Origin of the sequence: Streptomyces sp. NPDC051320 (assembly GCF_040682175.1) — a bacterium.
Lineage (GTDB): Bacteria > Actinomycetota > Actinomycetes > Streptomycetales > Streptomycetaceae > Streptomyces.
In genome coordinates this window covers 14555-27160 of record NZ_JBFBAL010000003.1, presented here as the reverse complement: position 1 = coordinate 27160, position 12606 = coordinate 14555, and the positions used below count along the sequence as shown (strand labels likewise).

At 69.1% G+C, this 12606-nt stretch carries 10 protein-coding genes and 1 pseudogene; 10 read left to right on the top strand and 1 reads right to left on the bottom strand.

Translation table 11 applies throughout. From position 1 onward, the window contains the following. The first annotated feature begins 90 nt into the window (after positions 1-90). From AB0M87_RS07825 to AB0M87_RS07790, 8 genes are all read left to right on the top strand, one after another. Entirely contained in the window at positions 91-2004 is a 1914-nt protein-coding gene (locus AB0M87_RS07825; RefSeq protein WP_365851015.1) for a 2-oxoacid:acceptor oxidoreductase subunit alpha, read from the top strand. Continuing rightward, positions 2001-3098, top strand: a complete 1098-nt coding sequence (locus AB0M87_RS07820) for a 2-oxoacid:ferredoxin oxidoreductase subunit beta (protein ID WP_365851014.1) — start codon at positions 2001-2003, stop codon at positions 3096-3098. Before AB0M87_RS07825 ends, AB0M87_RS07820 begins: the two co-directional genes overlap by 4 nt. Before the next feature lie 92 nt (positions 3099-3190). After that, positions 3191-4300: an Mrp/NBP35 family ATP-binding protein gene (locus AB0M87_RS07815; protein ID WP_365851460.1), complete on the top strand. Its 1110-nt coding sequence runs from the start codon at positions 3191-3193 to the stop codon at positions 4298-4300. A gap of 585 nt (positions 4301-4885) precedes the next feature. Then, positions 4886-5332, top strand: coding sequence for a hypothetical protein (locus AB0M87_RS07810; protein WP_365851013.1), 447 nt, complete (start codon positions 4886-4888; stop codon positions 5330-5332). A gap of 107 nt (positions 5333-5439) precedes the next feature. Beyond that, a complete protein-coding gene (gene pcaC / locus AB0M87_RS07805; protein ID WP_365851011.1) occupies positions 5440-6738 on the top strand; it encodes a 4-carboxymuconolactone decarboxylase in 1299 nt (432 codons plus the stop codon). Positions 6739-6756: 18 nt separating this feature from the next. Beyond that, complete coding sequence (locus AB0M87_RS07800; protein ID WP_365851459.1) at positions 6757-7389, top strand: MBL fold metallo-hydrolase; 633 nt, start codon at positions 6757-6759, stop codon at positions 7387-7389. 29 nt (positions 7390-7418) lie between these two features. After that, the gene (locus AB0M87_RS07795; RefSeq protein ID WP_365851010.1) at positions 7419-8219 is read left to right on the top strand and encodes an exodeoxyribonuclease III; all 801 of its coding nucleotides are present in this window, start codon (positions 7419-7421) and stop codon (positions 8217-8219) included. A 59-nt stretch (positions 8220-8278) separates the two neighbouring features. Continuing rightward, positions 8279-8719 (top strand): DUF6278 family protein, encoded by a 441-nt coding sequence (locus AB0M87_RS07790; RefSeq protein WP_365851008.1) that lies wholly within the window; start codon positions 8279-8281, stop codon positions 8717-8719. Positions 8720-9057: 338 nt separating this feature from the next. On the opposite strand, the pseudogene AB0M87_RS07785 reads toward AB0M87_RS07790, so the two are convergent. Next, positions 9058-9238 (bottom strand): annotated as a pseudogene (locus AB0M87_RS07785) (acyl esterase); the annotation flags it as partial. A gap of 135 nt (positions 9239-9373) precedes the next feature. On the opposite strand from AB0M87_RS07785, the gene AB0M87_RS07780 reads away from it, so the two are divergent. Both AB0M87_RS07780 and AB0M87_RS07775 read left to right on the top strand, forming a co-directional pair. Continuing rightward, positions 9374-10627: an ROK family transcriptional regulator gene (locus tag AB0M87_RS07780; RefSeq protein ID WP_365851007.1), complete on the top strand. Its 1254-nt coding sequence runs from the start codon at positions 9374-9376 to the stop codon at positions 10625-10627. Between the two features lie 23 nt (positions 10628-10650). Then, entirely contained in the window at positions 10651-12528 is a 1878-nt protein-coding gene (locus AB0M87_RS07775; RefSeq protein WP_365851005.1) for a carbohydrate-binding protein, read from the top strand. Positions 12529-12606 lie beyond the last annotated feature (78 nt).

The window sequence follows — 12606 nt, the reverse complement described above, 5'->3', positions numbered from 1 at the left end:
CCGCATTCCCGCCGCCACCAGCCGCAGAAGCGGCAGGCGGAACGGGACATCGCGCGACCGCAGCACCTTTGCGAAGGAGCAAGCAGCACCATGACTGACCTCACCGTCGACAGCACGAGCACCGGCAGCGCGCCCGGCCGCGCCCGCGCCACCCGCACCGAACGACTCGACCGCGTGGTCATCAGGTTTGCCGGGGACTCCGGCGACGGCATGCAACTCGCCGGGGACCGTTTCACCTCCGCGGCGGCGGCCTTCGGGAACGACCTGGCCACGCTGCCGAACTTTCCGGCGGAGATCCGCGCCCCGCAGGGCACCATCCCCGGTGTCTCCTCCTTCCAGGTGCACTTCGCCGACTACGACATCCTCACCGCGGGCGACCGCCCGGACGTACTCGTGGCGATGAACCCGGCCGCCCTGAAGGCCAACCTCGCCGACCTGCCGCCCGGCGGGACGCTGATCGTGAACACCGACGAGTTCACCACACGCAACCTCGCCCGGGCCGGATACCCCTCGAACCCGCTCGACGACGACGCCCTGTCCTCCCTCCAGGTCCACCAGGTGGCCATGGCGACGCTGACGCTCGGCGCCCTGTCGGCCACCGGCCTGGGCAAGAAGGACGCGGATCGGGCCAAGAACATGTTCGCCCTCGGCCTGCTCTCCTGGATGTACCACCGGCCGACACAGGGGACGGAGCGGTTCCTGCGGAAGAAGTTCGCCAGGAAACCCGACATCGCCGAGGCGAACATCCTGGCCTTCCGGGCCGGCTGGAACTACGGCGAGACCACCGAGTCGTTCGCCGTGACGTTCGAGGTCGCTCCGGCGACGACGCTTCCGCCCGGCGAGTACCGGCAGATCACCGGCAACACCGCCCTCGCGTACGGCATCGTCGCCGCCGGGGTCAGGTCCGGACTGCCGGTCGTGCTGGGCAGTTATCCCATCACCCCGGCCAGCGACATCCTGCACGAATTGTCCCGGCACAAGAACTTCGGTGTGACCACCCTGCAGGCGGAGGACGAGATCGCCGCCGTCGGCGCCGCACTCGGCGCCGCGTTCGGCGGTGCGCTCGGGGTCACGACCACGTCCGGTCCCGGCCTCGCCCTGAAGAGCGAGACCATCGGCCTGGCGGTGATGACGGAGCTGCCGCTGCTGGTGATCGACGTGCAGCGCGGCGGGCCGTCCACCGGCCTCCCCACCAAGACCGAGCAGGCGGACCTGCTCCAGGCCATGTTCGGCCGCAACGGCGAGTCCCCGGTACCCGTCCTCGCCCCCGCCACCCCGGCCGACTGCTTCGACACCGCACTCGACGCGGCCCGGATCGCCCTGGCCTACCGAACCCCGGTGCTGCTGCTGTCCGACGGCCACATCGCCAACGGCTCGGAACCCTGGCTCGTACCCGACGCAGCACAACTGCCTGACCTCACCGTTGAGTTCACCACAGAACCCAACGCCCCCGACGGATCGGGCGGCTTCTGGGGCTATCTGCGCGACCCTGAGACCCTCGCCCGGCCCTGGGCGGTACCCGGCACCCCCGGACTCGAACACCGCATCGGCGGCCTGGAGAAGGCCGACGGCACCGGCGACATCTCCTACGACTCGGACAACCACGACCGCATGGTGCGACTGCGCCAGGCCAAGATCGACGGAATCCTCGTACCGGACGCGCGGGTCGACGACCCGTCCCAGGCGGCCGACGTCCTCGTCGTGGGCTGGGGTTCGTCGTACGGGCCGATCGGCGCCGCGGTACGCCGCGTGCGAAGCGCCGGTCGTGCCGTCGCCCACCTGCACCTGCGCCACCTCAACCCCTTCCCGGCCAACCTGGGCGAGGTCCTTGCCCACTACGAGCGGGTCGTCGTCCCCGAACTCAACCTCGGCCAGCTCGCCATGCTGCTGCGCGCCAGGTACCTGACCGACGTCGTCTCGTACACCAAGGTCGCCGGGCTGCCGTTCGGGGCGGAAGAGCTTCAAGGTGTGCTCACCGACGTGATCGAAGGAGCCCGGACATGACCACCACCGACCTCGGCCTGCCCGGCTTCGATACGCCGGACCTCGGCTTGCCCCGCCTCCGTGGCCAGGCGCTGGTACCGGCCGCCGACGTCAAGCTCTCGGCGAAGGACTTCAAGTCCGACCAGGAGGTGCGCTGGTGCCCCGGCTGCGGTGACTACGCGGTCCTGGCCGCCGTACAGAGCTTCATGCCCCGGCTGGGCCTGGCCCGCGAGAACACCGTGTTCGTCTCGGGCATCGGCTGCTCCAGCCGGTTCCCCTACTACATGAACACCTACGGCATGCACTCCATCCACGGCCGCGCCCCCGCCATAGCCACCGGCCTGGCCGTGGCCCGCCCCGACCTGTCCGTCTGGGTGGTCACCGGCGACGGCGACGCCCTCTCCATCGGCGGCAACCACCTCATCCACGCCCTGCGCCGCAACGTCAACCTCAAGATCCTGCTCTTCAACAACCGTATCTACGGCCTCACCAAGGGCCAGTACAGTCCCACCTCCGAGACCGGCAAGATCACGAAATCCACCCCGGTCGGATCGGTCGACGCACCCTTCAACCCCGTCTCGCTCGCCCTCGGTGCCGAAGCCACCTTCGTCGCCCGCGTCCTGGACTCCGACCGCGCGGGCCTCAGCGACGTGCTCACCGCCGCCGCCGAGCACCGGGGCACCGCCCTCGTGGAGATCTACCAGAACTGCCCGATCTTCAACGACGGGGCCTTCGAGGTGCTCCGACAGCAGGGTGAGAAGGAGCGGCGCATCGTCCCCCTGCGCCACGGCGAACCGATCCGTTTCGGCGCCGAGGGCGAGTACGGCGTGATCCGCACCGGCTCCGGCGGACTCACCACCGCCGAGGTGGCCAAGGTCGGCGAAGATGCACTGGTGGTGCACGACGCCACCTGCGAGGACCCGACCCCCGCCTTCGCCCTGTCACGGCTGTCGTCCCAGGACCTCACCCACTGCGTCACCGGCGTCTTCCGCTCGGTCGACCGCCCTGTCTACGACGACCAGGTCCGCGCCCAGATCGACCAGGCCCGGACCGCCGACCCGGCCGACCTCCAGGACCTCCTGACCGGCAAGGACACCTGGACCGTCCGCGGCTGAAACCTCCCCCAACCGCCGTGCTCCACCACCGATTGCGAGCCCTCATGACAACGACCGCCCCGTCCCCGGCGCGCACGCCCGCCGTCGCCGACATCCACCGGGCACTGTCCGAGGTCCAGGACCCCGAGATTCACCGGCCGATCACCGACCTCGGGATGGTCAAGGACATCACGGTCGACCCGGACGGCACCGTCACGGTCGGCATCTACCTGACGGTGTCCGGCTGCCCGCTCAGGGACCGGATCACCGCGGACACCACAGCCGCCGTCTCCGCGCTGCCCGGCGTACGCACGGTCCGGGTCGAACTGGACGTCATGAGCGACGAGCAACGCACCGAACTCCGCAGAAGCCTGCGGGGCGACGCGACGGAACCGGTCATCCCATTCGCCGAACCCGGCTCACTGACCAGGGTGTACTGCGTCGCCTCCGGCAAAGGCGGGGTCGGCAAGTCCAGCGTCACGGTGAACCTGGCCGCCGCGCTGGCGGACCGCGGTCTGTCCGTCGGCGTGCTGGACGCCGACATCTACGGCCACTCGGTCCCGGGAATGCTGGGCGCCAGGACCGGCCCCACCCAGGTCGAAAAGATGATCATGCCGCCCCGGGCCAACGGCGTGAAGGTCATCTCCATCGGCATGTTCACCCCGGGCAACGCCCCTGTGGTCTGGCGCGGTCCGATGCTGCACCGCGCGCTGCACCAGTTCCTCGCCGACGTCTACTGGGGCGACCTGGACGTCCTCCTGCTCGACCTGCCGCCCGGCACCGGCGACATCGCGATCTCGGTCGCCCAACTGCTTCCGGAATCACAGCTGTTGGTGGTTACCACCCCGCAGTCCGCCGCCGCCGAAGTGGCCGAACGGGCCGGCGCCATCGCCCTGCAGACCGGCCAACGAGTGGCCGGCGTGGTGGAGAACATGTCCTGGCTCTTGCTCCCGGACGGCTCACGCACCGAACTCTTCGGCTCCGGCGGCGGCCAGGCGGTCGCCGACTCGCTCTCCCGCAAGATCGGCACCCATGTCCCCCTCCTCGGCCAGGTACCTCTCGACCCCCGCCTGCGCGAAGCGGGTGACGACGGCACCCCGCTGGTGCTGACAACCCCGGCCGCCCCGGCCGCAGTGACCCTGCGCGCCATCGCCGAACGCCTCGCCGTGCGACCACGCGGCCTGGCTGGTTGCCTGCTCCCCATCAGCCCGGCCCACAGCTGAGGGGCCGTGGCGCGACCCGCAGCCCGCCGATCGGACGGGCTACGGGCTCGGCACCACACAGGCTTTGCGTCCGCTCGGGGGACCGTTCAGGGCCGGTACCCAGTAGGCGCGGACTCCTCCGGACGACGGCGGCTTGGACAGCCCATCTCCGCGACGCCAACACCGTTGTCCATGCGTAACATTGCCGCCGCTACTTACACCGCCGCGGCATTAAGGGCGCTGACGCCTTACGCGTTGTACGGGCGCAGCTACACGGCATCCGTCAACAAGCTCGCGGGCTACATCCGGGGATTCCGAAACGAGTTCGGCTGGCCGTGGTCGCGGGTGATCCGATCGTTCCGGAGGCCCGCCCCTATCCTCGGGGCCCGAACGGTGACGAGGGCGTCCTGCTCATGTTCAACGGATCGGAGTGGGACCACTTCGACATTCCTGAAGCCGAGCCCATCACCGCTACCCTGAGTCGGACATCGCTCCCCTCGGTGACGCCGATGGGCTGATCTTCACAAACTGGACAAGCTTCAAGGCCGAAAGGGTAAGAGCCGCTGGGGCGCCGCGCTGAGCGAGTTCCACGCGGCGGGGGCGGAGGTGGGCAGCTCCCAGGTCTGGGTGTGCAGCCCCACCGGCATCCCGAACTTCGCCAGCAACCCGCTCCAGATCATCGGCACGACCGGCGAGTCGAACACCTCTAGCCTGACCAGGCAAACAGCGCTGTCCGGCTACGGACCCGGACCTCTCGCCGCCGTCGACCCCATGCGCTTCTGGGCAGCCGTACACTCCCGCATCGAGACCCGCGTAACCGGCATGTCCATCGACCTCCCGAGCTTCGACGGAGGGCCCATCGGTACTGCCTTCTCGATGATGCTCGGGCGCCAGGTGGCGGGCCGTGCAAGCATCGGGGCTGCCGAAGTGATCACACCGTACGACGCCCGCACGAGCTGCCTGACCTGCCTGGCGAACAACGGAGTGCCGGACCACCGCTGGTGCGGTGGGCCGGGCACAGCGACGTCCGGACCACGAAGCGCTGGTACGTGAAGCCGGAAAGTGGAGGATCTTCGGCCGGCAGCGGATATGTGGGGAGATCTGGCGAGTGACCCCGCCCCCGCTCACGACGAGAATGTGAGATGTGGGAGCGTGAACGGGTGAGCGCGAAGAACATCGGAACCCTGCAGTACCGCTTTGACGGGCCGGAAGACGCCCCTGTCCTGGTCTTGGGCCCTTCCCTCGGTACCACATGGCACATGTGGGACCGGCAGACGCCCGAGCTGACCCGCACCTGGCGGGTCCTGCGCTTCGACCTGCCGGGTCACGGTGGGGCCCCCGCCCACCCGGTCCCCTCGGTCGCGGCCATGGCCGAGCTGCTGCTCGAGACCCTCGACGAGCTCGGAGTGCAGCGCTTCGGCTACGCGGGGTGCTCCATCGGCGGCGCGATCGGCATGGAGCTCGCCCTGCGCCGACCGGAACGGGTTGCCTCGCTGGCCCTGGTGGCCGCTTCGCCGCGGTTCGGCACGGCCGACGAGTTCCGCCAGCGAGGAGTGATCGTACGGACCAACGGGCTGGATCCGATGGCGCGCAGCGCGCCCGAGCGCTGGTTCACCCATGGCTTCGCCGCCGCCCAGCCGGCCATCGTGGAGTGGGCCGTGCAGATGGTCCGTACCACCGATCCCGGCTGCTACATCGCCGCCTGTGAGGCCCTCGCCTCCTTCGACATCCGCGCGGAACTGGGCAGCATCGGACTCCCCACCCTCGTGCTGGTCGGCGCCGAGGACCGGATCACCGGGCCCGCGGACGCCCGGACGCTGGTGGCGGGCATACCCGACGCCCGGCTCGCCCTGGTTCCCGGTGCTTCGCACCTCGCACCGGTCGAGCAGCCCGCGGCCGTCACCGACCTCCTGGTACGCCACTTCTCCTCGTCATGGCAGGACATGTCCTCGTCGACGTCGACCGGCATCCCGGTCCCTCCCGCGGCGACCGGCCGGCCCCTGTCCGTCACGCCCGCCGGGCCCGTCGCGGCGATCGCCCCGCCGTCGTTCCAGCCGGATGCCACGTCCACCGGGCGCCCGGATCCCTACGACGCGGGGATGAAGGTACGCCGTGAGGTGCTGGGTGATGCCCACGTGGACCGGGCGGAGGCAGCGGCCGACGCGTTCACCGAGGACTTCCAGCAGCTGATCACTCGTTACGCGTGGGGCGAGATCTGGACCCGCGACGGTCTTGACCGCCGCACCCGCAGTGCGGTGACGCTGACCGCGCTGGTCGCCGGTGGCCACCTCGACGAGCTGGCTTTCCATGTGCGGGCGGCGCTGCGCAACGGGCTCACCCCGGCGGAGATCAAGGAAGTGCTGCTCCAGACCTCGATCTACTGCGGTGTCCCGGCGGCGAACTCGGCGTTCAAGGTGGCCCAATCCGTCATCCAGCAGGAGACCACGCCCGAGACGTAGCAGGATGGAGGCATGACGATCAAGCTGACGAAGAAGACCCACGCCTGCATCCGCCTGGAGAAGGACGGGCAGACGCTCGTCATCGACCCGGGCGCCTTCAGCGAGGAGGACGCGGCCGTCGGTGCCGACGCCATCCTTGTCACGCACGAGCACCTCGACCACTTCAGCGAGGACCGGCTGCGGGCCGGCCTGGAGGCCAATCCGGCCGCCGAGATCTGGACGCTGCGCAGCGTCGCCGACCAGCTCTCCGCGGCGTTCCCGGGCCGGGTCCACACGGTCGGCCACGGTGACACCTTCACCGCCGCGGGGTTCGGCGTCCAGGTCCACGGCGAACTGCACGCGGTGATCCATCCGGACCTGCCGCGGATCACCAACGTCGGCTACCTGGTCGACGGTTCGGTCTTCCATCCGGGCGATGCCTTCACCGTTCCCGACCAGCCGGTGGAGACGTTGATGCTCCCGGTGCACGCTCCGTGGAACAAGGTCTCCGAGGTGATCGACTACGTCCGTGAGGTCGGCCCGCAGCGGGCCATCGACATCCATGACGTGCTGCTCAAGGACATGGCACGGGGGATGTACGACACGCACATCGGCAATCTGGGAGGGTCCGATCACAGCCGGCTGAGCCCGGGGGAGTCCACCCGACTGTGACTGTCGGACCCACCGGCTAGATTTGTCGTATGCGCATCGCCACCTGGAACATCAACTCGATCACCGTCCGGCTCCCCAAACTGCTGGCCTGGCTGGAGAGCAGCGACACGGACGTGCTCTGCGTCCAGGAGACCAAGTGCACCGCCGAGCAGTTCCCCGCCGAGGCGCTGCGCGAGATCGGTTACGACTCCGCGGTCAACGCCACCGGACGGTGGAACGGCGTGGCGGTGATCTCCCGGGTGGGGCTCGAGGACGTGACCGCGGGCCTGCCCGGCGGCCCGGGCTACGAGGGCGTCCAGGAGCCGAGGGCGATCTCGGCGACCTGTGGCCCGGTCCGTGTCTGGTCGGTGTATCTGCCGAACGGCCGGGAGGTCGACCACGCGCACTATGCCTACAAACTGCAGTGGTTCGACGCGCTGAAGGCGGCGGTCGCCGAGGACGCGTCCGGCACAAGGCCGTTCGCGGTCCTCGGCGACTTCAATGTCGCCCCGACCGACGCGGACGTCTGGGACCCCGCCGCGTTCGAGGGCGCCACCCACGTCACCCCCGCCGAGCGGGCCGCCCTCGCCGCGCTGGGCGAGGTGGGGCTCTCCGACGTGCTGCCGCGCCCACTCAAGTACGACCGTGCGTACACCTTCTGGGACTACCGCCAGTTGGCGTTCCCCAAGAACAGGGGCATGCGCATTGACCTGGTGTACGGCAACGCCCCCTTCACCGAGGCGGTCAAGGACAGTTACGTCGACCGCGAGGCGCGCAAGGGCAAGGGCGCCTCCGACCATGCGCCGGTGGTGGTCGACCTGGGAGTGATGAGCGAAGGGCCGAGCGAATAAGTGTGCGGTTTCCGCGCGCCTGTGGTGCGACCATGCTGCTGAATGCGAGGCTGAGTGGTGTGAATATCCCCTTCTTGGACAACTGGCGCAGGCGGCACGGCACGGGGTACGCGGAAACGCTCATGGCGGCGATGCAGAACGATCCCCAGGGTGTCGGCGAACTGCTGGCCGAGTGCGAGCTGTTGAGGGCCCGCGCGGGGCGAGAGGGGCTTCAACTCGACGATTCCCCGGAGTCGTTGGCAGCGCTCGACCAACTGCCGCCGCACTGGCGCGACGACCCGGAGGAACTGCCCTGGCTGGGCAATGACGCCGGGCTCTACCTCGGCACCATCATCGTCAGGACCGTCCCCGGCGCGGTCTGGGACGTCTGGCCGGGAGGGCAGCCCGTGGTGCGGCTGACCTCGGGCCGCGAGATCAACGTCGTGGAGGCCGGCCTCGACTGGGCGGTGGCCGGAGCTCCCGAGCTCTCGCAGGTCTATGCGGAAGCGGCCGAGGCCTGACCGGTGCCCCTGGGCCGTGCGCACCCCAGCGAGCCGGTTGCTGTATTTCAATGCAAATACGGCTTATGTCCGATTAGAGCGTGTCGGGTGCGAAGTCCCTTGATGGGACGGATAGTTTGCGCAGACCTCGACGTGTGGAGCGCCAGGGGCTCGCCGCACAGCAGCTCGTCGCGCTTCCGCACGCTGCGCCCGGTCATGTCGTCACCTAAGGGGAGTTCCTCCATGCAGGCAAGCTCATCGCGTCGGATCTCGACTACGATGTGCCGTTCATCCCCAGAACGCTGCTGCCGGGTGGGCAGTAGCTCCTAGGGCCATGCCCGCCCGGCAGCGGCCGGTGATCACTTCTCGCGCAGCGGGACCGACGGGTACGACAGGTCGGACTCGGGCGAGGAGAAGGTCAGCTGCGCGCCGGTCGGGTTGAGCTCGATGTACAGCGGGTCGGCCGTGTTGGGCCGGCCTGCCGAGGACGAGCGGGCCCGCGTCGTGCAAGTGTGCGATGGGGGCGCCGCTCTCCTTGCTATCGCACCTTCGATGCGTGGCCAACTCCCTCTCGTTGCCTGGGTTATACAGCCGACGACACGTCGCGCAGTGCTCTTCCGGAGGATTCTGCTTCTTTCATTGACAGCGGAAAAGAACCACCCTAGGTTTCCGGCCATGCGCCCGCCCTCTCCTCACGAGGCGGTCCCGGCCCTGCCGGCCGCTTCCCTGGTTTTCACGACCGTGCTCTCCCACGGCCCGCTCACCCGCACGGAGATCGCGCGGCGGACCATGCTGTCCTCGGCCGCAGTCACCAAGGCGGTGCGCCCGCTGATGGAGGTCGGCTACCTCGTCGAAGGCGTCAGCGAAGGGACGCGGCCCGCTCTGGGACGTCCGGCCAACCCGGTACGGGTCGACGGGGGCAGGGCGCTGTTCATCGGCATCAAGGTGACCGGAGACGAGATCATCGCCGTCCTGGCCGATCTGTGCTGCCGTATCCGGTGTGCACGGCACGTATGGCTCACGGGCCGCGAGCCGGAAGTGGTACTCCCTGCCATCACCGACCTGGTGCAGGAACTCCTGACGGAGGCCGACGGATACGGCGTCCAGGTACAGGGCCTGGGCATCGCCGTCTCGGGTGATGTGGAGCGTGCGGAGGGAACGGTCCGCTACTCGCCGTTCCTGGAGTGGCGGGACGTACCCCTGGCCGAAATCCTGCGGACCGCGACCGGGCTGCCGGTCACGGTCGAGAACGACGTACGGGCGCTCACGGTCGCCGAGCAGTGGTTCGGGGCCGGAGTCGGTCTCGCCAACTTCGCCCTGGTGACCGTGGGCGCCGGCATCGGCTGTGGTCTGGTGGTGCACGGTCGCGTGGTGTCGGGTGCCCACGGCGTGGCCGGCGAGATCGGGCACCTGTCCATCGACCCCCTCGGCCCGTCCTGTCACTGCGGTCACAACGGGTGCGTCGAAGCGATCGCCGCGGACCCCGCGATTGTGCGCGCGGTCCGTGAGGCCACGGGCACGCCCGTGACCACCGCAGCCGAGGCGCTCGAACTGGCCCGGAGCGGAGATCCCCGGGTCCGCGAGGTCTACGCCCGCGCCGGCGAGGCCATCGGGAGGGCCATCGGTTCCGTGGCCAACCTCCTCGGTCCGGAACGAGTGATCATCTCCGGCGAGGGCCTGGCCGCGTACGACCTCTTCGCCGAGGGCATCCGCGACGCGTTCGCCGCGTCCGCCTTCGGCACTGCTGCCCAGTGCGATGTGATGACACGCCCGCTGCCCTTCGAGGAGTGGGCGCGCGGGGCCGCGGCCACCGCGATCCAGTCCTTCATCCGGTCGGACACCTACCAGGAGCGGCGGCACGATGCCCTGCCGACCCACGCTGCACCGCCGGTTCACCATGCGCTCCGGTTCGACCGCGCAAACCCGTGACTCGACAACAGGAGGTCCGACCCATGCGGTCATCCCCGTACTCACCCCTGCTCGGAGCCCATGCCGGCTCCGTGCGCCGGACCATGAGAGCCATGCTGGTCCTGGCCGTCACCGCCGGTCTCGCGACGGGCGTCACCGCCGGCTGGGCCGCCGCGCCGGCCAGGGCCCAGAGCCCGGCCTCCATAACCGCGGCCCCGGTCGCGACCCCGGTGGACGCCGCCTCCGGCGTCGCCGCCAAGCCGTACATGGGCTGGTCCAGTTGGAGTATGCAGTCCTCCAAGTATCCGGGCCTGAACCCGGACGGCGACTACAGCTACCTCACCGAGGCGAACGTCCTGAAGCAGACGGACGCCCTCGCCGGCAAGCTGAAGAAGTACGGATACGACCATGTCAACATCGATGCGGGCTGGTGGATGGACAAGGACTGGAAGTCCGAGTTCGACCCGTACGGACGGCAGACGCCCGACCCGGTCCGATTCCCGCACGGCATGAAGCCGGTCGCCGACCACATCCACTCCCAGGGCCTCAAGGCGGGCATCTACCTGCCGGCAGGCCTGGAGAAGGGCGCGTACGGGGCAGGCGAGGTGCCGATCCGGAATGCTTCCGGCTGCACCACCGCCGACATCGTGTACCCGGACCTGCGCACCACCAACGGCTGGGACAGCTCCTACAAACTGGACTTCGACAATCCCTGCGCACAGAAGTACATCGACTCGCAGGCGCAGATGCTCGCCGACTGGGGCTACGACTTCCTCAAACTGGACGGTGTGGGCCCGGGCTCCTCAAAGTCCGGTGACAATTACGACAACGTTGCCGACGTCGCCGCCTGGCACCGGGCCATCGCCGCCACCGGACGCCCGATCCACCTCGAACTCTCCTGGTCGCTCGACATCGGCCACGCCGCCGACTGGAAGCAGTACTCCAACGGCTGGCGCATCGACACCGACGTCGAGTGTTACTGCAACACCCTTGTCACCTGGGAGAACTCGGTCAACGACCGGTGGAACGACGCCCCTGCGTGGAGCCACGAAGCAGGCCCGGGGGGCTGGAACGACCTCGACGCGATCGACGTCGGCAACGGCCGGATGGACGGCCTCACGAAGGCCGAGCGGCAGAGCTACATGACACTGTGGGCCATCAACAAGTCGCCGCTCTTCACCGGTGACGACCTCACCCAGTTGGACGCTTACGGCGTCTCGTTGCTGACCGACAGGGAAGTCATCGCCGTCGACCGGAACGACTCGCCCGTCGCGCGCCCGGTCACCCCGATGGGCGACCAGCAGGTCTGGGGCACCAAGAACTCCGATGGGAGTTACACCGTCGCCCTTTTCAACCTGGGGGATGCGCCTGCCTCCGTCACAGCCGACTGGGCCTCATTCGGCTTCGGCGGCAACGCCTCCGTGCGCGACCTGTGGAACGAGGAGGACCTCGGGACGTACAAGAACAAGATCACCGAGGCACTGCCCGCCCACGGATCACGGCTGTTCACCATCAAGCCCGGCGGCCGGACCCCGGTGACGACGAGCTACCAGGCCGAGTCCTCGGTCAACACACTGACAGGCAACGCCGCCGTCACCTCGTGCGCGGCCTGCTCCGGGGGCAAGAAGGTCGGCGACCTCTACCTGGGCGGCAGACTGCAGTTCAACGACATCACGGTGAAGAAGCCAGGGATCTACACCGTCACCATCGCCTACGGCAGCGGCGACCCCCGCTCGGTGACGGTCTACTCCAACAGTGGCAACGGCAGCACCGCGAAGTTCCCCTCCACGGGCGACTGGAGCACGGTCGACACCATCAGCGTCCAGTTGGCCCTGAAGGCGGGCTCCAACACCGTCACCTTTGACAGCGGCAGCGGATACGCACCTGATATCGACAAGGTCGACGTAGCGCGTTCGCTCTGACTCCGAGTGCTCTTCCCCGAAACGTCGACGGCCGGCAGCCGTCGTTCCCGCACGCGCCATTCCTCAGATACCGGGAGC

Excerpts from the sequence above, each read along its gene's own strand:
- AB0M87_RS07820 (WP_365851014.1), top strand. The coding sequence starts at position 2,001 with ATGACCACCACCGACCTCGGCCTGCCCGGCTTCGATACGCCGGACCTC.
- AB0M87_RS07775 (WP_365851005.1), top strand. The coding sequence starts at position 10,651 with ATGCGGTCATCCCCGTACTCACCCCTGCTCGGAGCCCATGCCGGCTCC.
- AB0M87_RS07795 (WP_365851010.1), top strand. The coding sequence starts at position 7,419 with ATGCGCATCGCCACCTGGAACATCAACTCGATCACCGTCCGGCTCCCC.
- AB0M87_RS07825 (WP_365851015.1), top strand. The coding sequence starts at position 91 with ATGACTGACCTCACCGTCGACAGCACGAGCACCGGCAGCGCGCCCGGC.
- AB0M87_RS07780 (WP_365851007.1), top strand. The coding sequence starts at position 9,374 with ATGCGCCCGCCCTCTCCTCACGAGGCGGTCCCGGCCCTGCCGGCCGCT.